This window comes from Nitrospira sp. CMX1, from assembly GCF_054902215.1.
The window spans coordinates 1-25,505 of record NZ_JBUBKD010000010.1 but is presented as its reverse complement, the minus strand read 5'-3'; the positions used below and the strand labels follow the sequence as shown (position 1 = coordinate 25,505).

Here is a 25,505-nt window from a genome sequence, read left to right as displayed (position 1 = left end):
CTCGCTTAGAACTTGAAGACCGGTGCGTCGTTGCCGAACCGCTTTTTGCGCAGTTCCTCCATCAATTCGACGGTGATCGTCTGGACGTTATTCTCACGCGCATGTTTCTCCACGCCTTTCTTCACCATGGCGCGGAGAAAGTAAGGGATACGGCTCAACCTGAGTGCGGAGGCTTCGTCCCATACTACCTCGGTTTCTTCTGCGACGTTGAACGCCACCTTGATTTTCTCGCCGCCCTTCGGCGTGTAGAGACACCACTGATCCTCGTCGAGCCAGTCACCATGGTCGACATAGGGGCGGGCACGGCAACCACCGCAGATGTCGCTGTATTCACAGTCGCCGCATTTTCCCTTCAACTGAGGATAGCGGAACGAATTGAAGATATCCGAGCGCTCCCACAGATCGACGAAACTGTGCTGGCGCAAGTTCCCCGCCGACAGCGGCATATAGGGACAAGGAGTGAGCTCGCCGTTCGGTGTCACGCGGGCATAATTCGTCCCGGCGAGGCATCCGCCTCCCATGTACCCGGTTGCCTTCGTGATCGGAGAGTTGGGGTCTTTTTCGTAGGCCAGCCGTTTAAAGTGTGGGGCGCAACGGGCGCGAACCAGCATCCCTTTGTAATCGTCTTGGCAGTCGATCAGGTAGCCAAGCACCTCTTCATACTGGGCAGGGGTGATATCCGTCAGTTCTTCCCCGCGGCCTGTACACACCATGAAGAAGACGTTGAGCACACGGGCTCCAAGTTGGTGAGCCCAGGTGATGACCTCCGGCAGTTCCTTGTAATTCATCGGCTGTGCACTGAAATGGATTTGGAACTGCAGGCCGTTTCGTTTACTCGCTTCGATACCTGCTACCGCAGCCTCCCACGCGCCGGGGACACCACGAAATGCGTTATGCTTGGCGGCATTCAATGAATCGATGCTGATTCCCACGCCCATGACGCCGATCTCCACCAGAGTCTTGGCCATCTGATCATCGATCAGCATGCCGTTAGTCCCAAAGACCACCATGAAGCCGAGTTTCACGGCGTAGCGCGCAATGTCGAGAATATCGGGTCGGACCAGCGGCTCTCCGCCGGTAATCACCAAGAGACACCCTTGGTTGACCTGGGCGATCTGATCAATCAACCGGTAGCATTCCTCGGTGGTGAGTTCGTCGTCACCACCTGCGGCCTTTGTCGTGGCGTCGAGGTAGCAGTGATCGCACTTGAGATTACAGCGCTTAGTGAGGTTGAGCGCAACGAGATAGGGCTTGAAGTCATCGACGGTTCGTCCGTCGAAAGGCCCGTCGCTCTTGTCGGGAGTCGGGGGAAAGAAGCGGGCGACGTGTTGTTGCAAGGAGCCCAGCGTTCCTGAAACACCGTTAAAGATGGGAAGCGATTTGCCCATGACGTATGGCGCGGGGTGCTGAGGCTGAAGACTCGTTAGCGGAAGGCGCTGAGGGACAGCACCAAAAACTCAGCACGCGTAACTTATGCGCGTCCCTTTCCGGTGAGGTCTGCGATCATGTCTTTGAGGTTGCCGGTCTTCATGGCTTCCGCCATATAGCCCTTTGCTTGTTCGATGCCTTCGTTCGCGACCTCGAGTGTGATCACGGTCGCGCCGATTTTCTCAGCATGCTTGAGAATCAACGCTTTGGTGCAGTCACGCATGAAACCTTCCGGCGCCCGATCCAACCTGGCTTGTGCATCGCTCGTCCAGGTGTAGGGGGATGCGCTTTCAGCATGGCCGTTCGTTCCATTTTCATTGGCTGCAGCCAGCATCCCTTCCGCTGTCGGGGCCGTGCCGGTGCCCTTGTTCGAAAAAATCGGTGTGTAGTCCTCGGATGCCGCTTCTTTGATCATCGGGGCCGCGTATTCGAGGGTGATGGTCGTCATCCCCAATTTTCGCGCGGTCTTTTCGATCCTCGCCTTCGCTCGTCTCCGTTGGAATCCGGCCGGGACGGCACGGATCGCTTCTTTCGCATCTTTAGTCCATTGCATCGGCACATCGTCGTAGGCGACATCTGTTTCCAGTTCGCCTTCCGTCGTTGCCGCCACTTCAAAAATCTTCTTATCGACCTGCTTGAATTTGGTGCCATCAGCACCGCACACGGGGCACTTAACGGGCGTATCACCTTTTCCGATATACCCACACCCGTCACACACGAAATAGGTCTGTGCCATACGATCAAGGTAGGCCTGTGTCGAAACACTGATTTCCTTCGGCTTTTCCTCCACGATCTGGGTCATGATGCCGCTCAAGGTCGGCCCCATGAGGTCTTTCGTCACACCTTCGTCCGCTTGCATTCTGTCACGATCGATCCCTGCGGCATCCAAGCTTCCACCAAGCGCTCGCATTGCGTCCATGGCGCCTTTCGGAAGAATGTGTCCTACTGCGGCATCGACGACCGTGTTGCTGATAATCGTATGACCCTTCTCAATGGCATACCGATGAATCGCTGTTTTCGCCACGCCACGGGCAAAGACAGGAATTTTTTCCATCCGTCGCAACGCCTCTTCCGTCCAGGCGATGGTGTACTCTGCCTGCGTATCGATCGGGGGAACATATTTACGGTTCGAGATGAGGACATTGCAGGGTGCACTCCGCAACAGGTTCTCAGTGTTGCTGCCGACGTCCATATCCTCGTCGCTGTGGACACCAATGCGTCCGACGATCAGCAAGGCCGGGACATCCTTGCGGACATACTGGATGATTTTTTCAAAGGCCTTACCGTCCAGCAGCGTGGTTTTGAGGTCGGTCTGTTCGGCTTGCGCAATTTCACGGGAAATGTCCAGATGTGATTGATAGATCTTGGCCAAGCCGCTATCGATGATCTCTTCGTGGAGTTTTTCCTGTTCCTTGAACCGGAAAACCTTTCCCGCTTCTTCATTGAGCACACCGGAAATACTGTGGAAGGCCGCATAGTGGAAGTAGGGATCGAAGGCTGAAATCGCCTCGACCGGGATGCCGAGCGCTTTACCCAGTGCGAGCCCGGTCATCAATCCGCCGAACGAATAAGGGCTTCCGTCCACTGCCACAACAATCTTGCCACCCTTGATCGGTTGGGTGTTCTTGATGATCAGCATATCGGAGTTGCGAACACGGCGCACGACGCGTTCCGTGTTGCTTCCGATGACGCTGTCCTTGACGGCTCCGACGCCCAAGGCGCCCATGATGACGAGGTCGTACCCGTTGGTATTAATGTCCTCGGCCAACACCTTCCAGTTTCGCCCTTCAAGCGAGCGCCGTTCAATGGGCAGATTGGCCTCGGTACACTTCTTATCGACGTAATCGAGGTAGGAATCGGTGATAATTTGGAGGCCACGCGTGATCAGCGAATCATGGATCTGGCGCTGACGGTCGAGCTCCGTTTCATCATGGTATTCCTCCGGCAATCCGGCTTCCATCTGCTTAAAGCGCTTGTCATGCATTTTTGCGGCATAGACATGGCTTCCCACAATTTTGGAGCCGAAGGTTTTTGCCAGATGGACACCCATATCCACCGCTGTATTGGAATGGTCGGAATTGTCGACCGGAATATAGATCGTCTTATACATTGAGGCGCCTCCTTAAGGCGCGAGTTAACAGAGGTTCAGCCTCGCAATGGCCTGAAAAACCAGATGATTGAAGCGCTGCCCCAGCCTCTGGAGAAGCGGGATGATAGCATCGGCTTAAACTGGAATGCAAGACACGGAGCGGTCAATAGTCATTGGTCCTGAGCAAGCACGGCACCTGGCCATGTCTCATGGCCATTGCCTCAGGACCAAGTGACGAAGTTAACCAACGGAGCTTGTTTTTGGCTCAGTTGTCTGGGAAGGGGATGAAGCCGGTCGGCGGGAACGAAGAATCTCTTCGAGGGAGAGGAGGGCATCTCGACCGGAGTTGCCTTCAATCCCTTTGCTCAAGCTTTTATCCGCATAGGCGGTTGACTGATCGGTAGTCTGCGAGAGAGAGCCTGTCCACTTGCGGGGATCACGGCTTCCTTGCTTTCGCTCCCAGGCACGCAGGCATGCTTTGGCGATGAATGAATTCAATGGTGCTGGGTTATAGAGGAGCTTTCGAATGCTGGTCGGCGTCAACATCAAGGGATTATAGCCTGCGGACAGATACCCTTCTTCCAATAATCGCTGTTCAAGATCGGTATTGGGCTGGATGCCCAAGAAAAACATCAAGGGGAAGACTCGTTCTTCCCCGAGAATCGAGGCCACCACTTTGTACGATTCGACGCTCTGGAGCAGAGTTTCTTCAGTCTCCTTTGGGCTGTTCAATGAATAGTTGAGGATAACCTTGCCCTTAAACCCCGCATCTGCGAGGTGCCGACATCCGTCGTACAGTCGCTCCAGCTTGAATCCCATGTGCAGATTATTCAGGACTTCTTGCGAGCCGGAGGTGATAGCGACTTCCAAGTCGCCGACTCCAGAACGGACCATCAGCTTGGCAAAATCCGGCGTGATCAATGAGGTGCGGATGTAGCCCGACCATTCGATCTCCAGCTTCTCGCTGATGATGCGCTCCATGATCTCGGTACATTGTGGATAGGCTTCCTTGCCCGTAATGAATTGAGCATCGGTAAACCAAAACCGCCGGGCACCCCACTGATGATAATGTTGGGAGATGTCTTTCACGACCATCTCCGGTGGCCGGTAGCGCACGCGCTTGCCCTCAATGTAGGGATACAGACAGAAGGCGCAATCATAGGGACAGCCTCGTTTCGACTGCACCCCGATCGACTCGCCTTGGTATTCCTGCCACTGAGGAAAAATGGAGGTCAAATAGGGGAGATCGACGGCCGGTGCATCAAGCAGCGCCGGTGAACCATGGGAACCTTTTCGGATCCGTCCGCTTTCTTTGACGATATAGCGTTCGTCGTCGATCGACCGTCCTTCGAGGAGCTTGAGAATGGCATCCTCTCCCTCGCCCAGTATGCCGATAGTGCCTTCCGGCAGCTTTTCAATCAACTGATCGGCGAATGCGGTAAAAGCCCCCCCTCCGATCATGATCTGAGCCTTGGGGAATTCTCTGCGAATCAGTGCCGGATACGACAGAATTGTATAGATATGGCTGTAGTAGCGGTAGAGCTGTTTGATGCCGGCGAACGAAGCGACGACGCGCTTGATCGGGTTGCTCGCAAAATAAAAATTGAAGGCGTGTTCCAGTGAAGAGTCCCCTTCATGCGGCGAAAAAATCTGGATATCGCGCCATGAAAAGCAGACCAGATCCGGTTTGAACTCCGTCGCGGCGTCCCGAATGGCCTGACTGCGCTGGTTGACCGGAAACAACGACAGATCAAGGATGCGCTGACGAACGTCGGGCTTCCGCCGATGGATGAAGTCCGCCAAGTAGGTGATTCCGACCGGATACACCTTCTTGCAGGGGAGGAAAATATAGAGAATGGAGTTCACAGTGTCAGACTACTTTGTGGCGATATGGATGGCGACGATGCCGCCGCTGAGGTTCTTATACGACACCTGACGAAATCCGGCATCGCGGAGGATCTGGCACAACCGCTCTTGATCAGGAAACGTCCGGATTGATGCGGGCAGGTATTCATAGACGCCGGTTCGGTCGCGGGCGACGATCGTGCCGATGAATGGTAAGAGTTTGAAGGAATACCAATCATAGAGAGTTCGCAACCAACCGAAGACCGGGCGGGAGAACTCCAGGCATACGAAACGCCCCCCGGGCTTCATCACTCGGCGAATCTCTCGTACAGCTTGAGGCAGATCCCCGACGTTTCGCATGCAGAATCCGGTGGTGACTGCATCGAAGGTGTTGTCTCCGAACCCCAGATGTTCCGCGCTGGCCTGCAGGCAAGTGATTTTGTCGCGGAGGCCTTTGTCGGCTATTTTTTTGAGACCTTCAGCGAGCATCGCATGGTTCAGGTCTGAGGCGATCACCCGGCCTTTCGGTCCCATGCGAGATTCAATCAGAAGTGCAAGGTCGGCGGTGCCTGATCCGACATCGAGGGCGGTCCCTCGGCCGACCGGAGTAATGAAGGAGGCGGTGATCTTCTTCCAATAGTAATGGAGGCCGAAGCTCAAGAGCGTATTGTTCAGGTCGTACGCCCCGGCAATCGAGGTGAACATCCGCTGGACCGCATCCTCTCGGGCCTGGCCCGACCAGGTTGAGACTACCTTCGCCGGAGTTTGCGGATCGTGAGTCATAGAATGACGCTCGGTTCCCACCATGACACGTTGGTAGCATCCGCTTTTAAGCTTTGTCAAGGTGAGGGGGAAGGGCGGCCCTTAGGTTTAGGCGACCATGGCTTCATCGTGTTCCAGTAGTGGGAGAGAACACAGTCATACCATCTCGCGCTCAAACCGTTTGTTCCGCGGTTGCGTTGACGCTAGCCTTACATGGCTGTGCTGCCTGCAGAAGCGTATGAGTTCGTCACGCCTTCTTCGATGGGACCAAGCCTTCGACGGGACCCGTGCAGAGCCCATAAGTGCTCTGTAACCCCACGATCCTGTTTTTCTACATGCTATAATCCCGCGCCGACAATGAAGGGCTCAACATTCAGCGCTGAGGCGGGTAGGAGATAGAGAACGCGATGGGCAACTCCATCATTATCAAGGGTGCGCGAGAGCATAATCTCAAGAATATCGATGTGGAAATCCCCCGCGACAAGCTGGTCGTCATCACCGGCTTGAGCGGGTCGGGGAAGTCGTCGCTGGCCTTCGATACGATCTACGCCGAAGGCCAGCGGCGATACGTCGAGTCACTCTCGGCCTATGCTCGGCAGTTCCTCGAGCAGATGGGCAAGCCGGATGTTGATTCGATCGAGGGCTTGTCTCCCGCGATTTCCATCGAACAGAAGAGCACCAGCCACAATCCCCGCTCGACGGTCGGTACCGTGACGGAGATCTACGACTATCTCCGACTGCTCTTTGCCCGTGTCGGGCGGCCCTATTGTTTCCAATGTGGTGAAGAGATTACGGCGCAGACCGTGCAGCAAATGGTCGATGCCATTGCAGCACAGCCGGAAGGCATGAAGTTCCAGATCCTGGCGCCGATCGTCCGTGGGCGGAAGGGTGAGTATCGGAAAGAGTTGTTGGAGATGCGTAAGGCCGGGTATGTGCGAGCCAGGATCGACGAAAAGATCGTGGACCTTGGGGAAGACATCTCTCTCGATAAACAGAAGAAACATACGATTGAAATCATCGTCGATCGTTTGGTGATGAAAGCGGGCGATGCCTTGATGCGTCGGCTGGCGGATTCCGTCGAAACATCAGTCAAGCTGACTGGTGGGTTGGTCGGCGTGTTGACGGAGGATGGGCAGACCAGGCTCTACAGCGACCGGTTGGCCTGCATTAAGTGTGGAGTGAGTTATCCCGAAGTCACACCGCGAGTGTTTTCCTTCAACAGTCCACATGGCGCCTGCCCGGCCTGTGATGGGATCGGCTATGCTGTGTCCCCTGGCAACGAAGAGGAGGAAGACTTCACATTGCTCGAGCCTTGCGAAACCTGCCACGGTGCGAGGCTTAGGCCAGAAAGCTTGTCCATCAAACTCGCCAAGAAATCGATTGCCGAGGTGACCAGGCTCTCCGTCCGTACGGCGGCTGACTTCTTCTTGTCCCTCAAGTTTACCGATCGTGAGTTGGTCATCGCGCATCGAATTCTGAAAGAGATTCGAGAGCGGCTAGGATTCTTGGTCAACGTGGGATTGGACTATTTGACGCTGGATCGAGCGGCGGCAACCCTGTCCGGCGGTGAGGGGCAGCGCATCCGACTGGCGACGCAGATTGGGTCCGGTTTGGTGGGTGTGCTGTACATCCTGGATGAGCCCTCCATCGGTTTGCACCAGCGGGACAATCGCCGGTTGTTGCAAACCTTGTTGCGGTTACGGGATCTCGGAAACACGGTCGTGGTTGTGGAGCATGACACGGAAACCATGATAGCTGCCGACCATGTGCTGGATATGGGGCCTGGGGCCGGCTCACACGGAGGGCATGTGGTGGCGCAGGGGACGCCGCAGCAGATTATGAGCGATCCTCATTCACTGACGGGCCAATATCTACGCGGGACGCAGGCGGTGTCTGTCCCGCAGCGGCAGCGGAAGCCGAAGGGGATGCTCTCGGTCGTGGGAGCGCAGAAGCATAACCTGAAAAATGTAACGGCTAGAATTCCACTGGGCCTCTTCACCTGCATTACAGGGGTCTCTGGATCGGGGAAGAGCACACTCGTGCTGGAAGTCCTGTTTCACTCTCTGTCGCAACTGCTCTACCACAAAAAACCGAAGATCGATGGATGCAAAGACCTCAGAGGGGTTGATGCGCTCGACAAAGTGATTGATATCGATCAATCACCGATTGGGCGGACTCCCCGGTCGAACCCAGCCACCTATACGGGTTTGTTTGGCTATATCCGTGATCTCTATTCCAATCTGCCAGAGTCGCGTGTCCGTGGCTATAAGCCTGGGCGCTATAGTTTCAATGTGAAAGGCGGGAGATGCGAGGCTTGTCAGGGTGATGGGCTCATCAAAATCGAAATGCATTTCCTCCCCGATGTCTATGTAACCTGCGAGGTGTGCAAGGGCCAACGGTACAACCGTGAAACATTGGAGATTTTGCATAAGGGCAAGAGCATTGCGGATGTCCTGAACATGACGGTGGACGATGCGTTGGAATTCTTCGAACATATCCCATTGATCAAGACGAAGCTTCAGACCTTGCATGATGTCGGGTTGCACTATGTGAAGCTTGGCCAATCCGCGACGACACTTTCTGGTGGCGAAGCTCAGCGGGTAAAACTATCGCGTGAACTTTCGAAACGCGCGACTGGACGGACGATGTACATCCTTGATGAGCCGACCACCGGCCTCCATTTCGCCGACGTGCAGCGGTTGCTGGATGTGCTGGACCGGCTGGTCGAAGCCGGCAACACGGTGCTCGTGATCGAACATAATCTTGATATGATCAAGAATGCCGATTGGATTATCGACCTTGGGCCGGAGGGTGGGGATCGCGGTGGCGAGATCGTCGCCGAAGGCCCACCGAAAGAGATTGCGAAAGCCAAGCGATCCTATACGGGGCAGGTGTTGAAAGAGGCGGGGTTGTGAGCGGGCCGACTGATTATCCTTCGTGCTCGCGCAACGCGCACGCTAGATTGATCAGATTCTGATCGAAGTGGGCAGTGCTCGTTGCATGCGCGCAGTGAAGGACAAACCAGCCGTCCCACATCTCACCACTTCCACTATGGCGACTTTAGAAAGCTGCATCTCTCCCATCCCCGCTATGTAAGGAAAGGGGAAGAGTGGTGGCTAATGGCGCTCATGGCCTTCAGCCAGGTTGGTGTTGTACGAAGGTACGTTACTAGGTCTTTCCGGTATTTGCCCATTTGCTTTCCTGCCGCGTGATTCCAAGAGACAATATCCCGACAATTTCCAATAACGAGGAGGACGGTGTCCGATGCAGACTGTTGCGTTGCTGACGATCTCCAACATCTTTATGACATTCGCCTGGTATGGGCATCTGAAATACAAGGACTCACCCTTGTGGATGGCGATTGTCGTCAGTTGGGGGATCGCATTTTTTGAATATTGTCTCCAAGTCCCCGCCAATCGGATCGGGCACTATGAATTCACGGCGGCCCAGCTGAAGACGATCCAGGAAGTCATTACTCTGGTCGTGTTTTGTGTGTTTTCGGTTCTGTACTTGAGGGAACCGCTAAAGTGGAACTATCTGGTTGGTTTCGGCATGATGGTCGGCGCGGTGTTTGTGATTTTCAAGGAGTGGTGATGGCAGATTCATGCCACGATAGGTCTACCTAGGCTTCAGTTTCCTCCTGCAACTCAGGCCTACCGTCACGATTCTTTTCCGTTCGCATCTTGTCACTTCCGCTTGCAGCTCATTTATGAGCTCACTACAATACGGCCCAATTTATCTCGATCGTCGAGCGAAAGGGGATATCGGTATGCCAAAGGCAAAGAAATCAGAGTCCAGCGAGAAGGCCGGGAAGGAAACCAAGATGTCGGCAACGCTTGCGACGACAACGACTCCGACATCGGAAGACTTTGAAAAGCTCGGTGTTTTTTATATGGGACGGCCTTATGACTTGGCAACAAAGCAGGCGAAGCCGGGATGGCTTCTCTATGACTCCAAAGATCTCGTGACCCATGCGGTTTGCGTCGGGATGACCGGCAGCGGAAAGACTGGTCTCTGTTTGGCTCTGCTCGAAGAGGCGGCAATCGACAATATCCCGGCCATCATCATCGATCCGAAGGGTGACCTGGGGAACCTGATGCTGACGTTTCCAAACCTAAAAGGCGAAGATTTCCAGCCTTGGATTAATGAAGACGACGCCCGCAAGAAGGGCTTGTCGTCAGCCGATTATGCCCAGGCACAAGCAGAGTTGTGGACGAAAGGCTTGGCGGGCTGGCAGCAGGATGGCGCGCGCATTCAGCGACTTCGTGATGCCGCGGATATGGCGATCTATACCCCTGGGAGCAGCGCCGGGCTGCCGGTGTCTATTCTCAAGTCGTTTGCGGCGCCGGCTCCTGATGTGCTTGAGGATGCAGAACTGTTGCGCGAACGGATCAGTACGACGGTCACGAGCCTGCTCGGTTTGCTCGGGATTGAAGCCGACCCCATCCAGAGCCGAGAACACATTCTCTTGTCTACGATCCTGGATCAGACCTGGAGAAAAGGACAGGATCTCGATTTGGCAGCCTTAATCCAGGCCATTCAAGCCCCGCCGGTATCGAAGATCGGCGTGATGGACGTCGACTCATTTTTCCCCTCGAAAGATCGCTTTGCCCTCGTGATGAAACTGAATAACCTGCTCGCCGCGCCGGGATTTCAAGCCTGGCTCGAAGGTGAGGCGCTCGACATTCAGTCGATCATGTATACCCCGCAGGGCAAGCCACGCCTTGCCATTTTCTCTATCGCACATTTGAACGATGCCGAACGCATGTTCTTCGTGACGCTGTTGCTCAGTCAAATGGTGGGGTGGATGCGGGCACAGTCTGGGACGACTAGCTTGCGGGCGCTCCTCTATATGGATGAGATCTTCGGCTATTTTCCGCCTGTTTCGAATCCGCCGTCCAAGCTGCCGCTGATGACCCTCCTCAAGCAGGCGCGAGCGTTTGGCCTCGGAGTGGTGCTAGCCACGCAGAACCCCGTCGATCTCGACTATAAAGGCTTGGCTAACACGGGGACCTGGTTCATCGGGCGACTGCAGACCGAACGGGATAAGGCCCGCGTCCTGGAAGGATTGGAGGGAGCCTCGACCAGTGCCGGGAAGAAGTTTGATCGTGGTCGTATGGAGCAGACACTCGCCGGCTTGGGCAATCGGATCTTTCTCATGAACAATGTCCACGAGGACGAGCCGGTCGTGTTTGAGACACGCTGGTGCCTGTCCTATCTCCGCGGGCCGCTGACCAGGACGCAGATCAAACAACTCATGGATCCACTGAGAGGTAAGGGGGTAGGGGGGAAAGGTGAGGCGTCAGCAACTGCTCACTCGGCACTCAGCCCTCAGTCCTCAGCACTGGCCTCGCGCCCCATGCTGCCTCCCGAGGTGCCTCAGCATTTCATCCCATTGCGCGGTTCAAAGCCGGAGGGGAGTGATTTGGTCTATGCTCCGATGTTGTTGGGCGCGGCACAACTCCGTTTCTCTGATTTGAAGAGCGGGATCGATACCATCCAGGATATGACCGTGGTGACGGCCGTTACCGACAGTGCTGTGGCGGTCGATTGGGATAAGGCAGTTACGGCGGATCTAGCGGTGGCTGATCTTGAGCGGGAGCCGTCAGACAAGGCGCAATTCCGGCCAGTGCCGGCCAGTGCCGGCAAAGCCAAAAGTTATGCCGACTGGACCAAGGATTTCAGTGGCTGGCTGTTCAGGACACAAAAGGTCGAATTGTTCCGGAGCCCCAGCACGAAGGACGTGTCCAAACCAGGTGAATCCGAGCGAGATTTCCGTGTGCGGTTGCAGCAGATCGGGCGTGAACAGCGCGACAAGGGGGCGGAAGCGCTTCGTCAGAAATATGCCTCGAAGATGACGACGCTGCAAGATCGTATTAGAAGAGCAGAATTGGCGAAGGAGAAGCAACAGGCGGAGTCCCGTTCCAGCCAAATGCAGGCGGCCATTTCCGTCGGTGCGTCAATCCTTGGGGCGTTTATGGGACGAAAAACGATCAGCGCGGCCAATATCGGGCGAGCCACCACGGCCATTCGGAGCGCCGGTCGAGTCATGAAAGAATCTCAAGATCTCGGAGCAGCCGAAGAAAATGTCACGGTGCTCCAACAGCAGTTGGCCGAGCTCGAAGCGCAGTTCAAGTCCGAGAGCGATGCATTGGCCACGGCCACCGACCCACTCAATGAGAAGCTCGAAACAATCTCTATAAAACCCACCAAGGCCAATATCGCCGTGAAGCTGGTGGCTCTCGCCTGGGCCCCGCATTGGCGAGGCGCAAACGGGAGTCTCGATCCGGCTTGGGGCTAGCGCGTACCGTTTCTGCCCAGTTGTGTAACCACCGCTGGTCTCCCCTCCATCTCAGCTAGAGCTGACCGCCTAGGCATTAGAGCATCCGCCAGGCGGTCAAGCAGAGTGTATCTTTCGACATCCTCATTTTGAACACCATCAAGTTTTCTGCTCGTCAGACCGAAAAGGTACCGCATTGGTTTGTCGAAAATTCTGCAGTATCAGGAAATTTGGTGATGGGACAGGCCGTGAAAGCCTTCCCTTTTTCAGGTTGTGTCAGGCAGCTCTGGGAGGCTTTGTCACGAGGTGAGTCACTGGAGGCAGTGGAGTGGATGCGGCGCCCGGGAGCGAGTCGAGACTTTGTTTGACGGCGTAGTTTGCTGAACAGGGAACAGACGGGTCGGTGACAGGTCACGATTCATGGGCAGGTCAAATCGCCGCATCGAGCAAGATACGAAGGAGGCTGTGTGATGGAAGTCCATACGCTTGGGTTTGATCTGAAAAAGCACTGGTCAGTCAGCCATCGACCAAAAATTGATTCACCTCGAACACTCGTGTTGTTGTTTGGATCGTCAAGTCTTCTCGATGCTGATGGTCCTATCGCCGAGTTGCTTCACGACTACCCAGACTCTCTTGCCATTGGCTGTTCAACGGCAGGGGAAATTCTTGGAACGCAGGTTTGCGACGAGAGTGTGAGTGCAGCCATCGCCCGATTCGAACAGACCGATCTTCGACTGGCCAGCGCCCCAGTCCTATCCGCCGACGAGTCATTTGCCGCCGGGCAAGATATCGCGCGTCAACTGAATGATGCTCGTCTGAAAGGTATTTTTGTACTTTCAGATGGTCTTCAGGTGAACGGGAGTGAGTTGGTGCGAGGCCTCAACACCCAGGTTGCATCATCAGTTGTGGTGACTGGGGGGTTAGCCGGCGATGGGGATCGGTTTCGTCGGACCTGGGTCTTGAAAGATCAAAGACCACAAACGGGTTTTGTGACGGCCGTCGGGTTCTATGGCGATCGAATTCGGATCGGGCATGGCTCAAAAGGAGGCTGGGATCGCTTTGGGCCGGAACGTCGTGTGACCAAGTCGAAAGGGAACGTGCTCTTTGAGCTCGATGGCCGTCCTGCCCTCCAACTGTACAAAGAATATTTGGGGGAGCGAGCCTCTGGTTTGCCAGCGACCGGCCTATTATTCCCGCTAGCACTGCGCGCCGAGGAATCAGATCCGAAGCGCCTCGTCCGAACCATTTTGGCCGTGAATGAATCGGATCAGTCGTTGACCTTCGCCGGCGATATTCAGGAAGGGGCACTGGCCCAGCTGATGAAGGCGAATTTTGACCGATTGGTTCAAGGTGCCTCAGAAGCTGCCACCTTGACGCACCCATCGGTTGATGGAGATTCGTCTGTGCTCGCGATTGCAATTAGCTGTGTGGGCCGCCGGCTTGTGTTGGGAGGAAGGACGGAGGAGGAGATCGAAGCGACTCTTGATGTGTTACCGAAAGGAACCCAACAGATCGGGTTCTACTCCTATGGCGAGATTTCTCCCTACGCCACAGGGACCTGTGATTTGCACAATCAGACGATGACGTTGACCACGTTGAGTGAGACTGCCTGATTGCCTATGCATCCCTTGCTGGCTCGACAACTGAAACGCCTGGGGCTTGATGAGGCGCATCCCCCATCTCTGGTGGTGTGGGACGAGCTGCTGAAGAAGATCGATCAGAGTTATGTCGAAGCAGACCAAGGCCATGCGCTCTTGGAGCGGTCGTTGGCTCTTTCTTCAACAGAAATGCAGGAGCTCTACGCTCAACTCAAACAGACCAGTGATACCCAGCTGGCACAAGAACGGAAGAAACTCCAAACCGTGCTGCATTCGTTGGGCGACGGACTCTGTGTTGTGAGCGCAGAATGGAAGATTCAGATGGTCAACCATCAGGCCGAGGTGTTGTTAGGGGAACCTGCTGACGTACTGCTTGATCGGCCTGTCTATCGAATGATTTCGCCTGGTCCCAAAGAATATCAAGAAGAATGTCTCGTGACCGATGCCACATTTCCTCCGCTCGCGTCCGGTGAACCTTACCGCACGGATGATGGGCTGTTGATTAGAGCCGACGGTCGGTTGCTCCCTATTTCCCTGGTCGTGACGCCCATGTCGTTGGAAGGGATTGTGGTCGGAGCGGTACTGGTTTTCAGAGACATCACGCATCAGAAACAGGTCGAGCGGGAACGTCAACAGACAGAGGATCTGCTCCGTCGAATTCAGAGCGGATTGTCTGAACTCGCAGAAAGTCCTGAAATTTATGACGGGAATCTTGAGCAAGCGTTTCGAACCATCACGCGGGTTGCGGCGGTCTTTTTGTGTGTCGAACGGGTCAGTATCTGGTTTTTTACGGAGCACCATTCAGCTATTCAATGTGCCAAACTCTATCAATCGGCCACTCAAGAGCATTCACAGGGTCTTGTGTTGGCAGCCTCCACGTATCCACGCTATTTCCAAGCGTTGGAGTTAGAACAACTCATTGTGGCGGATGATGCTCTGCGGGACTCCAGTACGAGGGAGTTTGCTGATGGCTATTTAACCTCTCAGGGGATTACCTCCATGCTTGATGTCCCGATCCGTTCGGGTGGTCGGATGGTGGGAGTGATTTGTCACGAGCACATCGGTCCCAGACGCCATTGGACGTTGGAAGAGCAGCATTTTGCCGTCTCTGTGGCGAACACCCTCGCATTGGCTCTTGAGGCGGCCGACCGGAAAAAAGTTGAGCAGGCCCTGCGTACAAGTGAAGGGCGTTTGACCACGACGGTCCACAGCACGAATATTGGGATTTGGGACTGGGATCTGTCGACAAATGACGTCTACCTATCCCCGGAGTGGAAGCGGCAACTCGGCTACGAGGATCACGAATTAGCTGGGTCATTTGAAGAGTGGAAAAGTCGGCTACACCCTGACGATCGTGACCAGACGTGGGGCGCTATCGAGAGTTATCTACTTGCCCATACCGCACAGTTCGAACTGGAGCATCGTCTTCGCCACAAGGACGGCTCCTACCGGTGGATTCTTACCCGTGGGACATCGATCAAAAATGTGGGGGATCTATCAGCCAGAATGGTCGGTATTAATATCGATGTGACTGATCGGAAATTAGCGGAGGAGGCACTCCGACAAGCTAAAGATGCAGCGGAAGCCGCGAATCAAGCCAAAAGCCAATTTCTCGCCAATATGAGCCACGAAATCAGGACACCCATGAACGGCGTGCTCGGCCTAACGGAGTTATTGCTTCGCTATCCTCTCAACGAGAAAGAGCGTCATTTGACCCAATCAATCCATCAGTCCGGATCGGTACTCCTGTCGATCATTAATGACATTCTCGATTTTTCAAAAATTGAGGCTGGAAAATTGCAATTAGAGAGGATCCCCTTTGATGTTCATCGGACGATTGAGGAAGCCGTGGCCGTTTCAGCCCCTACCGCAGAGCAGAAAGGGCTGCGGTTGTCCTGTCAAATCGATCCCCAACTTCCGTTGTCCCTGGTCGGGGACCCGACAAGACTGAGACAGATCATCGTCAATCTGGTCAGCAACGCGGTCAAGTTCACTGAGCAGGGTGCCATCACTGTAAGTGCTGAGCTGAAGGAGTCAAGCGACAGGGGAAACGGGTTGTCCGTCACAGTGACGGATACGGGTATCGGAATTTCCCCTGATGCCCAGACACATATTTTCGACGCATTTTCTCAAGCGGATGGATCGACGACCAGGAAATACGGAGGAACAGGGTTGGGCCTTGCGATTGTCAAGCAACTGGTGACTCTCATGGGTGGGACGATTGAATTGCAGAGTCGTCCGGGAGAAGGGACCTGTTTTCGATTCACGGTGTATTGCAAACGCTCTGATATGCCGGTCTCGAGGTCGGCAGAATCGCTTATCATGCCGGCGAAATGTGATGAAACGGTCAGCGATCAGCTCCCAGTGAACGCGGGCGAGTTTCGTGTTCTCCTAGTGGAGGATAATCCAACCAATCGCGAAGTAGCTTGTGGCATGCTGGAAATGCTTAGTTGCCAGGTCGATACGGCAGAGAATGGACGAGAGGCCGTCGCTGCCATAGCCAAGACGGATTATGCCCTTGTCTTTATGGACTGCCAGATGCCGGAGATGGATGGAATGACCGCGACCAAACTGATTCGGGCATGCGAGACGGAACGAGTGGGTTCGGGCGAAGGTAGTGGGAGCGTTTCCAAACGACGACTGCCGATTGTGGCGTTGACGGCGCACGCGATGCAAGGCGACCGGGAGCACTGTCTCTCAGTCGGCATGGATGATTATCTCACTAAGCCCTTTACCCTCGCTCTTCTTGAGCAGATGCTTGTTCGTTGGGTACCGCACTGGTCGAGAGGGGATTCGGGTCGGTCCGCGCGTCCATCAGGTTTCGGTGCGAATAACCTAGTGGGTGATCTGACAGAGGATGTTCGTCCGGAAACGGATCCGGTTGGGCAGCCTGCTGAGGCGGTCATCGATCAAACAGCTCTGGCGGGGATTCGCGTACTTCAACGTCCGGGACAGCCCGATCTTGTCGTACGCGTCGTAACGTCATATCTTGAAACGTCGCCGGATATTGTCGACCGAATACGCTCAGCCGCACGGTTGCAAAATGCCACGGAACTGCGCGCTGCCGCGCACCGCCTTAAGTCGAGCAGCGCTCAGCTTGGAGCCACGGCGGTTTCCGCTGATTGTCGAGAATTAGAGCAGATGGGAGAGCGTCAAGACCTAACGCATGTCGATGAGGTGGTTGATCGGCTGGGGCAACATTATACGGCGGCCTGTGTTGCGCTTCGAAGGGAAGTGACCAAAGGAAGTGTTCCAGCATGAGTATCGAACGTCGTCCGACGGTCTTGGTTATCGATGACGATACTATTGCCCGAATGCTAGCGCGTGAAGTGCTTGAGCAGTCTGGGTGGTCGGTGGAAGAGGCAGAGAATGGGCGTCTGGGAATCGAAGCCTTCGTCCGCCACGCTCCAGATCTGGTACTCCTGGACATTATGATGCCGGAGATGGACGGCTTTGCCGTCTGTGCCGAGGTGAGGCGGTTGCCCAAGGGAATCCATACACCGGTACTCATGATGACCGGACTGGAGGACTATCAATCCATTACACAGGCGTACGATGCTGGGGCGACCGATTTTATCGTCAAGCCGATCAATGGGCTCCTCTTGACCCACCGGGTGCGCTACATGTTGCGGGCTGGTCAAGCCATGCGTGACTTGCGTGACAGCCAGGAGAAACTGGTTCAGGCTCGCGACGCCGCGCTGGAAGGAGCGCGGTTGAAATCAGAGTTCCTGGCCACGGTGAGTCACGAGATTCGGACACCGATGAATGGCATCATCGGGATGGATGACTTACTGCTTGACACAGATTTGACACCGGAACAGCGCGATTGTGCTGAAACGATCAAGACGTCTGCAAAGGCCTTGTTGGATATCATCAACGACATTTTGGATTTCTCCAAGTTGGAATCGGGACATGTGATACTGAGTCGGGAAGAGTTTGCCATTCATGCGGTGGTGCAAGACCACTTGACGCCATTGCTGGAGCGAGTAAAAGAGAAAGCGATCCTACTTCGGCATGATATCGATCCAACGGTTCCTTTGAATCTCTGTGGCGATCGGGCCCGCCTGGGCCGTCTGGTCTCTGGACTCCTGAGTAATGCCGTCAAGTTCACTGAGCGGGGTGAGATCTCCCTGCACGTAGGTCCCTCTCCACGAGCATCTGGGGACACGGAGCCTCAGTCGTCTCGTGGCGCAAGCTGGGTACGATTTACTGTTACTGACACGGGAGTTGGTATTGATAAGGCCGATGCAGATCGATTGTTTCAGCCCTTCGTCCAGGCAGATGGATCCAATCGAAGGAAATACGGAGGGATGGGACTTGGATTGGCCCTTGCAAAGCAGCTTGTCGAATTGATGGGTGGGACAATCGAATTCGAGAGTGAGCTCGGAAGAGGAAGCCGCTTCTGGTTCGATCTTCCTTTTACTGCGGTAAGTCCGAGCTCACCACAAGTCGTGAAACAGCGGAATGCTCTCATGTACGTGAACGAAGCAGTCAGTCAGGCGATTCTCGGAAGAACCTTAGAAAAGCTTGGGTGCCGGGTCTCTATCATCACGAACGTGGCGGATCTTAGCAAGATCGTCCTTGAGCATTCGCCCTCTCTTTTGGTGGCGGAATTCAATCTGTTGACCTCAGAAGCAGAACGTATTCAGGTGCAACGACTGAAAGAGCAGTTTTCTCAGCTACGCATTCTCGGTCTCTCTCACGATATCGTGAGCGGCGAGATTCCATCCGATCTTCCCTTCGTGGTCGATGGATATCTCAAAAAGCCCCTCACTGTCGAAGCCATCAAGGCTGCGATAGGAGACGCGGTTTCCTAGCCGTGTGTTCCCGGAGCTATCGCGAGAGTCAGTCTGTCTCTCACCCTGCTCTATTGTACCCCCGAGAGAACCGATGAGGATTTAATGAGTTGAGAGCGTTCAGGCTAAGCCTGTCTGGTTTCTCACCGAGATATTCCATAGCCAGCCGAATCGTATCACGCCACAGTTCAATGCTTCTTGTCCTTTTGCATGATCTTGTCAGTCCAGGCCAAGAGAATGGCTGAGGCTAAAAACGTCATGTGGATGAAAATTTTCCACTTCAAATGCTCCGGGTCCTCGTGCGCGACGTCGACGAATCCCTTTAAGAGATGAATGCTAGAGATGCCGATCAAGGATGCGGCCAATTTGATCTTGATGGTGCCGGGATCGACGTGTGTCAGCCATTCAGGACGATCCGGATGGTGTTCCAGATCCAGCTTGCTGACGAACGTCGCGTACCCGCCGATCACGACCATGGTCAGAAGATTGGCAACCATGGTGACATCAATCAAGCCTAAGACGCCCAGCATGAAGACCGTTTCTTCCATGGTGTTGATGTGAATCACCATGTGCCAGAGTTCGACCAGAAACTTATACGCGTAGAGCAGTTCGGCTATGATAAGTCCTGCGTAGAGCGGCGCCTGAATCCACCGACTGGCAAAGACGGCCGATTCGAAGAAGGCTTCGATCTGATTGCTGGCAGTGTGAGTGGGATTGGATGAACGGTGGGTTCCCCGGGTATCGGGTAAACCAGAGTCGGACATTACGGGCTCCTTTCAGAAGAAAGAACGATATGTGTAATAGGCTCTCTCAATGGCCGCCCGTATCCTAGTCAGGGGATGAAGGACTGTCAATTCTGGAGATTGATGAAGATCTCAGGCGGCTGGGGCGTTGTTGATTGGCCGTGAAGGCTGCGGAGCGGGGGACGTACTGGTCGTACGTGGTAACAGCTTGATCAAATTTTCGGCTCGTCCGCATGCCAGTTTGATCTGTTCAGCGCAGTAGTGTGCCGGATCCTCCGCTGATAATCGCGCGAGGAGAATATCGGTGTATCCTTTGATGGATGTCAGGCTGTTGTTTAAATCGTGTGCAATTTTTGCAAGGGGTAGAGATAGGGTAGGGCTTGCGGGAATCGAGGGTGCTGGTTCGGTGGCCGTCAGAGGGCGGGTGGCTCTGATCAAGGCATTGGTGATCGACAGGCGGAGGGTTTCAGCTGAGGGTGGGACAATGGGTAACACTTCATGGGCTCCCGCACGGATGGCGTCAGACAGCACCGTGGCATCGGCAGTTCGATGGAACCCAATGACTGCGCTGGAACAGGCAGTCCGGCGGACCCGTGCCACTGCCTCCTGCCCGGTATCGTCCGGCAGAGAGAGATTCATGAGAATCAACGAGACGTGATGGGTCTGGAGATAGGTGAGTCCCTCATAGAGAGAAGACACGACATCGAGCGTGACCGATGCATGATAGGCGACGGCAATCAGCTCTCGGAATGCCAAGGCAAGGTCCTGATCCGGCTCAATCAGAAGTATTGCAGGTGACGATGAGGACTGCGCGGGCATGTTTCCTATGGCCATGTGGTGATGTGCGGTGTTGGCGACCTGCGTGTGCTACAAACCTGTATTTCGGCTTAGAACGACTCCTTTCTTATCGGAACAACGCGCACAGTTCTTTACCCAAGGGGAGTCTTGCAAGAATCTGGCATCAGGAGGTGTCTAGTGGCGTCCAGGAGGGAGACGGGCACCAGATCCCTTGAAGCTACCGGCATAGAACGCGGCGATCTGCGATCGGCGACCAATATTGAGCTTGGAATAGATATTGGCGAGGTAGTTTTTGACCGTTTTCTCGCTGAGACGAAGGAATTGGGCGATCTCTTTGTTGGTCAGGCCTTTAGCCACCAAAGGAAGCAGGCGTTGTTCTTGAGGGGAGAGGAGGGGACGTTTAGATTGTCCTGGTTCGATGGGGACCTGCTTGAACCAGTCTAACGTGTGTCGAGCCAGGCGGGGGTCCATAAGCGTCTGTCCGGCGGCAACGGTTCGAATGGCACGCACAAGTGTCCGGGAGGCGATGTCTTTGAGAAGATATCCATGAGCACCGGCTCGAACGGCTTCAAGCACCGTATGGTCATCGGCGAAACTCGTGAGGAACAAGACCCGGGTGTTGGGACACCGGGCGATGATTTCTCTGGCCGCATCGACACCGCTTCCATCCGGCAGTCGGATATCAAGCAACACAAGGTCAGGCTTCAGGCGAAAGCACATCCTCTTCGCCTCCGCCATCCGCTTTCCCTGCCCAATGACCTTGAGCCCGGGCGTCAGGTTGAGGACCGCACAGAGACCGATCCGCACGACTTCATGATCATCCACGATCACGAGTCGAATTGCTGGTGACTTACGCATACAGCGCGTCTTTTTTCAATGGCACGTCGACGGTAATCGTTGTTCCATGGCCTGGTAGGCTTTCGAGAGAGAACAACGCACCCATGTGTTGAGCGCGAACCGCCATATTCGCAAGTCCTCGGCCAGCGCGGCGTTTGCGGGTGGGAGAGAAGCCGATACCATTGTCGCCGATGAGTAGCCGGATTGAGTTTTGGGTTAGACTCAGATGCACCCAGCGACGGGAGGCGCGAGCATGGCGGACACTGTTGCTCAAAGCCTCGCGTGCAATATTCAACAGCTGCTCCCCGAGTTGAGGCGTAATGAAAGAAAGCACAGGGCTCTTAATGTCCAGCTCTGCGGCGAGACAGGCGGTGTCTGCCGTGGAGTCCACCAGTGCTCGAAGTGCCTGCCCAAAGTCCAGCTGCACGGGAGTGCGCTCCGTCAAGAGGGCAATAAACCGTCTGACATCGACCATGAGACCATTGAGCTGGCGGATAGCGTGAGAGAGATGTGTTTTTGACCGGCGTGGAGATCGCTCCATTGCCAGCTTGCCGGCTTCGAGTTGTAGTCCGACCGCGTACAGGGTTTGCAGGAGGTTGTCGTGTAGGTCACGGCTGAGCTGCTCTCGCTCTGCTAGTGCCAGTTTACGCTCGGTAATATCCTGCACTGCAGCAAGGAGTAGTGGACCTTGGTGGCCCGATAATTCGATACGCGTAGCCTTCACAGAAACCCAAATGATTTCACCCGACTTTCTGATGTAGCGCTTTTCATGGGTATAGGCAGATCTGATTCCCCGATAGAATTCATCCGTCAATTGAATGTGTGCTGAAAGATCTTCGGGGTGGGTGTACAGTGCGTAGGTGCTCCCGACGATTTCATGTTGCTCATAGCCCGTCAGCTCGCACAACGCGCGGTTGGCGATGATGGCGCGCCAATTCTCGTCGAGGATGCAGAGCCCAACGGGGGCTTCGGCCACGAAACGCTGCAGCCGCAGTTCGCTCTCCCGTAATGCCTGCTCGGCGAGCTTGTGCTCAGTGATATCACGAAAGCTCCAGACGCGTCCGACGATTTCGTTATCCAGGACCTGTGGTCGAGAGTATCGCTCAAACACTCGTCCATCTTTGAAGGCAACCACGTCGAAACTTTCCTGCGCTGGATGAGCATACAGCTCACGGACCTTGCGTAAAAATGCGTCCGGTTCTTGGAGCTGGTCCAGAACGAAGCTGAGCAGTGCCTCGTCGTCTCCACCGTCTGCGAGTGTCTGGGGGATGTTCCAGAAATGCAAGAATCGTTGGTTCATACTGGTGACCTTGCCATGTCGGTCAACGATGAGCAGGCCGTCCGCGACCGAGTTGATCGCGGCTTGGAGGAGCGAATAGGAATATTTGCGGTCAGTGATGTTCTGAATGACCGCTATGAAATAGTCTTGGTCACCGGAGATCCCCTGGACCAACGATACCCTCAAATCAACCCACACCCATGTTCGGTCACTCCGTCGACACCGTGTCTCCACGGAGAAGGGATGGCGATGTTTCATCTGTAGTTCATGAAGATCCGGCAGATTCGATGGGAGGTCGTCCGGATGTGTGAGTTCTTGAAAATTCCGTTGGAGCAAGGCTCCAGCGGAATAGCCCAGCAGTTCGCAGAGATGAGGATTGACGCGAAGAAAATGTCCGTCCTGGCTGAGTTGGGCGATGCCGACTCCGGCATGTTCATAGAAGGCTCGCCATCTCGCTTCATTTTCCCGGACCTGCTCTTCAGCCAGGCGACGTTCTGTGTTATCGATCGCGAACACAGAGAACCCCTTGCATGCTCCGGAATCATCGAACTCCGGCTCAAGGGTGATGAGCCCATGCCAGGTCTCGCCGGACTTGGTCGGCATGTGATTTTCAAAGACCACACGTTCACCAGCAAGCGCCCTCATGATCAACGGGAGGGTTCGGAGAAAAGCCTCTTTGCCGATGACCTCCTCAATGGTCAGGCTGATGATGGATTCCGGATTCTTGCCAAACCACCATTCATATCCAGGGGAGGCGTACGTACACCGAAGCGCATGGTCGACACGAGCAATCACTCCGGGGAAATGTTCGATAAGACGGGCCAACTGCGCTTCGCTTTGGACCTTGGCCGCCTCGGCTCGTTTGAGGTCCGACTGATCTACATAGAGACCGACTGCCAGCGAAACCTCTTCGAATTCGTCATAGACGAACACTGGCCAGAGGAGCAGGTTCAACACCTTGCCATCTTTGCGCTGGCGCTGTAGTTCTACTGGGCCGGTCAACTCTCTGCGCAGTCCTGCTTGCCATAGGGCATCGGCTGCCGGCTCGCCGCCGGCCTGAATATAAGGGAGTTCGCGGCCCAATACTTCCTCCCGAGACCACCCGAACAGACGAGTCGCAGCGTGATTCCAGCTGACCACGCGCGCCTCGCGATCGAGGCTGACAATCGGTAGCGCGGACTCTTCGACGAGGGTTGAGAGGAGGCGAGAAGTCTCGTGGAGCTGCTTTTCTGTGCGCTTGCGCCCCGTGATATCCTCACAGGTCACAAGGATAAGAATTTGGTCTGTGTGATCATGAATCGCCTGAGCATGCTCTTTAACCCATAGCCGAGTTCCGTCTCGTCTGGTTTTTTGAGCCTCCCATTGAAAGGCTGTGTAGGGGTGAGTGGCGCAAGTGGCCAACTGCTGCAACACTGTATGGTGCTCTCTTGAATCAAATACCTTCACAATGGATTGGCCGACGAGATCTTCTGCTCGGTATCCAAGTTGATCAGCCCCGAAACGATTGACGGACACCACAGTTCCGTCAGGCAATAGTGTGAAATATATGAAAGGGTTGTGTTCGTAGAGCAATTGGTAGCGCTGTTCACTTGACTTGAGTGCAGCTTCAATCTGCCGGTTTTGCCCAATTTGGTTCTTGAGGTCTAGGATAGTCTGTTCCAACACTGCTGTTCGTTCTCGAACTAGTGCTTCCATGGTCTCTCTAAAAGCGTGCTGAGTGAGCTCAAATTCTTTACGGGCGGTGATATCTTCAACAGTGCCCATCATGCCCGACACTGATTCGGTCTCATCGACCATGGTGCGACCGAAGCATGCCACCCACCGGACGACTCCAGACGGCGTGATAATTCGATAGTCGATTTCATATGAGGAACGAGTCTCAAGAGCCTGCGCAGTGGACGTTTTGAGATAATGGCCGTCATCCGGATGGACGTGAGCAAAGAACTCTTCGTACGAACCATCACGACTGTCAGGAACAAGGTCGAAGATCTGTGCGGTTTCCGACGACCAGTTCACTCGATTTGTCCTACTATTCCACTCCCAGGTCCCCACATGGACAGCTCCGACTGTAGAGAGTTGCACGGGGGAACGGCCTTGCTTCGTCTGAACAGGCGTCTGCTGGGGCTCCAGTCCTTGGTTGCGTGGTGGGCCCGGTGCGCTGCAGGTTGAATCGTCGGTCTCCAGCGGTGAATTCATGAACTGAAGCCTCTGTGTCGCCCAGCCAATACTAGGGTGCAAGCGTAGTCATCACTCGATGAGTGTAGATATCTGAGGATAGTATAGAACTCGGAAGTCCCGCAAAACCAGAGGGGATGGGGGATACACGGGCAAGCAGAGGTGAGGCCGAGAATCGGTGTGGGGGCAGGCCAATCAGAGTTTCGGGCTTTGCCCCACACCAGGTATATGGGATTCTTTCATGAACCAAGCCACCGCTTCGGTCCGTCGTTTTACATGGAGTTTGTCAAAAATGTTTGCCAGGTAGTTCTTGACGGTCTTGTCGCTCAAACGTAGCTGAACGGCAATTTCTTTGTTGGTTTTCCCTTCCGCGAGAAGCGGGAGGATTAAGCGCTCTTGCGGAGAGAGACGGGAGACCCCGTGAGGCGTAACTCCCAAGTGTGAGCTGGTCCGAATCCAATGCAGTGCCTGCTGGGTCACTCGAGGATCAAGATAGCCCTGACCCGAAGCGACGGTCCGAATAGCTCGAATCAGATCATCCATGCGAACGTCTTTTAGCACATAGCCATGGGCACCGTTCTGGACGGCCGCCATGACCGTCGTATCTTCCGCGTAACTTGTGAGGATAAGAATTCGCAGTTTTGGGGAAACGCCCAACAAGCGGCGGATGGCCTCAGTGACCGTGGCATCGGGCAGTTTGACGTCAAGCAAGACCATCTGAGGCGTCAATCGTTCGACGAGATCTACCCCGCTGGCTACGGTTGCCGCCTCGCCCACGATCGACAGATCCGCTTCGAGATGAAGCAGAGCTCGCAACCCCCGGCGGACCATTTCATGATCGTCGATAAGTACGATGCTGGTTTGTGGTTGTTTCA

15 protein-coding genes are annotated in these 25,505 nt (G+C 54.9%); 6 read left to right on the top strand and 9 right to left on the bottom strand.

What is annotated here, in order from left to right; translation table 11 throughout:
* Nucleotides 1-5 precede the first annotated feature (5 nt).
* The 4 genes from ACYX34_RS01395 to mpqE form a co-directional block, all read right to left on the bottom strand.
* Nucleotides 6-1,388, bottom strand: coding sequence for a radical SAM protein (locus ACYX34_RS01395; protein ID WP_462074764.1), 1,383 nt, complete (start codon nt 1,386-1,388; stop codon nt 6-8).
* 83 nt (nt 1,389-1,471) lie between these two features.
* A complete protein-coding gene (locus ACYX34_RS01390) occupies nt 1,472-3,538 on the bottom strand; it encodes a universal stress protein (RefSeq protein WP_462074763.1) in 2,067 nt (688 codons plus the stop codon).
* Nucleotides 3,539-3,757: 219 nt separating this feature from the next.
* Nucleotides 3,758-5,383 (bottom strand): B12-binding domain-containing radical SAM protein, encoded by a 1,626-nt coding sequence (locus ACYX34_RS01385; RefSeq protein ID WP_462074762.1) that lies wholly within the window; start codon nt 5,381-5,383, stop codon nt 3,758-3,760.
* 9 nt (nt 5,384-5,392) lie between these two features.
* Nucleotides 5,393-6,169, bottom strand: coding sequence for a methyl-plastoquinone biosynthesis methyltransferase MpqE (mpqE, locus tag ACYX34_RS01380; RefSeq protein ID WP_462074863.1), 777 nt, complete (start codon nt 6,167-6,169; stop codon nt 5,393-5,395).
* Between the two features lie 362 nt (nt 6,170-6,531).
* Between mpqE and uvrA the strand changes: the two genes are divergently transcribed.
* From uvrA to ACYX34_RS01350, 6 genes are all read left to right on the top strand, one after another.
* The gene (uvrA, locus tag ACYX34_RS01375; protein WP_462074761.1) at nt 6,532-9,039 is read left to right on the top strand and encodes an excinuclease ABC subunit UvrA; all 2,508 of its coding nucleotides are present in this window, start codon (nt 6,532-6,534) and stop codon (nt 9,037-9,039) included.
* A 349-nt stretch (nt 9,040-9,388) separates the two neighbouring features.
* Nucleotides 9,389-9,718, top strand: a complete 330-nt coding sequence (locus ACYX34_RS01370; protein WP_462074760.1) for a DMT family protein — start codon at nt 9,389-9,391, stop codon at nt 9,716-9,718.
* 229 nt (nt 9,719-9,947) lie between these two features.
* Nucleotides 9,948-12,425 carry an ATP-binding protein gene (locus tag ACYX34_RS01365; RefSeq protein WP_462074862.1) on the top strand — a complete coding sequence of 826 codons (2,478 nt, stop codon included), beginning with the start codon at nt 9,948-9,950 and terminating at the stop codon, nt 12,423-12,425.
* 449 nt (nt 12,426-12,874) lie between these two features.
* On the top strand, nt 12,875-14,017 hold the full coding sequence (locus ACYX34_RS01360) for an FIST signal transduction protein (RefSeq protein WP_462074759.1): 1,143 nt from the start codon (nt 12,875-12,877) through the stop codon (nt 14,015-14,017).
* A gap of 6 nt (nt 14,018-14,023) precedes the next feature.
* On the top strand, nt 14,024-17,263 hold the full coding sequence (locus ACYX34_RS01355) for an ATP-binding protein (RefSeq protein WP_462074758.1): 3,240 nt from the start codon (nt 14,024-14,026) through the stop codon (nt 17,261-17,263).
* A complete protein-coding gene (locus tag ACYX34_RS01350) occupies nt 17,260-18,819 on the top strand; it encodes a response regulator (protein ID WP_462074757.1) in 1,560 nt (519 codons plus the stop codon). The genes ACYX34_RS01355 and ACYX34_RS01350 overlap by 4 nt, the downstream gene beginning before the upstream one ends.
* A 167-nt stretch (nt 18,820-18,986) precedes the next feature.
* Here the strand turns inward: ACYX34_RS01350 and ACYX34_RS01345 are convergent, their stop codons facing one another.
* From ACYX34_RS01345 to ACYX34_RS01325, 5 genes are all read right to left on the bottom strand, one after another.
* On the bottom strand, nt 18,987-19,562 hold the full coding sequence (locus tag ACYX34_RS01345) for a TIGR00645 family protein (protein WP_462074756.1): 576 nt from the start codon (nt 19,560-19,562) through the stop codon (nt 18,987-18,989).
* A gap of 111 nt (nt 19,563-19,673) precedes the next feature.
* Nucleotides 19,674-20,375 carry a response regulator gene (locus ACYX34_RS01340; protein WP_462074755.1) on the bottom strand — a complete coding sequence of 234 codons (702 nt, stop codon included), beginning with the start codon at nt 20,373-20,375 and terminating at the stop codon, nt 19,674-19,676.
* A gap of 138 nt (nt 20,376-20,513) precedes the next feature.
* Entirely contained in the window at nt 20,514-21,197 is a 684-nt protein-coding gene (locus ACYX34_RS01335; RefSeq protein WP_462074754.1) for a response regulator transcription factor, read from the bottom strand.
* Nucleotides 21,190-24,651 carry a PAS domain S-box protein gene (locus tag ACYX34_RS01330; RefSeq protein ID WP_462074753.1) on the bottom strand — a complete coding sequence of 1,154 codons (3,462 nt, stop codon included), beginning with the start codon at nt 24,649-24,651 and terminating at the stop codon, nt 21,190-21,192. The genes ACYX34_RS01335 and ACYX34_RS01330 overlap by 8 nt, the downstream gene beginning before the upstream one ends.
* Before the next feature lie 174 nt (nt 24,652-24,825).
* The coding region (locus ACYX34_RS01325) for a response regulator (protein ID WP_462074752.1) at nt 24,826-25,505 on the bottom strand (680 nt) is incomplete at its 5' end.

Excerpts from the sequence above, each read along its gene's own strand:
- ACYX34_RS01395 (WP_462074764.1), bottom strand. The coding sequence starts at position 1,388 with ATGGGCAAATCGCTTCCCATCTTTAACGGTGTTTCAGGAACGCTGGGC.
- ACYX34_RS01390 (WP_462074763.1), bottom strand. The coding sequence starts at position 3,538 with ATGTATAAGACGATCTATATTCCGGTCGACAATTCCGACCATTCCAAT.
- mpqE (WP_462074863.1), bottom strand. The coding sequence starts at position 6,169 with ATGGTGGGAACCGAGCGTCATTCTATGACTCACGATCCGCAAACTCCG.
- uvrA (WP_462074761.1), top strand. The coding sequence starts at position 6,532 with ATGGGCAACTCCATCATTATCAAGGGTGCGCGAGAGCATAATCTCAAG.
- ACYX34_RS01370 (WP_462074760.1), top strand. The coding sequence starts at position 9,389 with ATGCAGACTGTTGCGTTGCTGACGATCTCCAACATCTTTATGACATTC.
- ACYX34_RS01365 (WP_462074862.1), top strand. The coding sequence starts at position 9,948 with ATGTCGGCAACGCTTGCGACGACAACGACTCCGACATCGGAAGACTTT.
- ACYX34_RS01360 (WP_462074759.1), top strand. The coding sequence starts at position 12,875 with ATGGAAGTCCATACGCTTGGGTTTGATCTGAAAAAGCACTGGTCAGTC.
- ACYX34_RS01355 (WP_462074758.1), top strand. The coding sequence starts at position 14,024 with ATGCATCCCTTGCTGGCTCGACAACTGAAACGCCTGGGGCTTGATGAG.
- ACYX34_RS01350 (WP_462074757.1), top strand. The coding sequence starts at position 17,260 with ATGAGTATCGAACGTCGTCCGACGGTCTTGGTTATCGATGACGATACT.
- ACYX34_RS01345 (WP_462074756.1), bottom strand. The coding sequence starts at position 19,562 with ATGTCCGACTCTGGTTTACCCGATACCCGGGGAACCCACCGTTCATCC.
- ACYX34_RS01340 (WP_462074755.1), bottom strand. The coding sequence starts at position 20,375 with ATGGCCATAGGAAACATGCCCGCGCAGTCCTCATCGTCACCTGCAATA.
- ACYX34_RS01335 (WP_462074754.1), bottom strand. The coding sequence starts at position 21,197 with ATGCGTAAGTCACCAGCAATTCGACTCGTGATCGTGGATGATCATGAA.
- ACYX34_RS01330 (WP_462074753.1), bottom strand. The coding sequence starts at position 24,651 with ATGAATTCACCGCTGGAGACCGACGATTCAACCTGCAGCGCACCGGGC.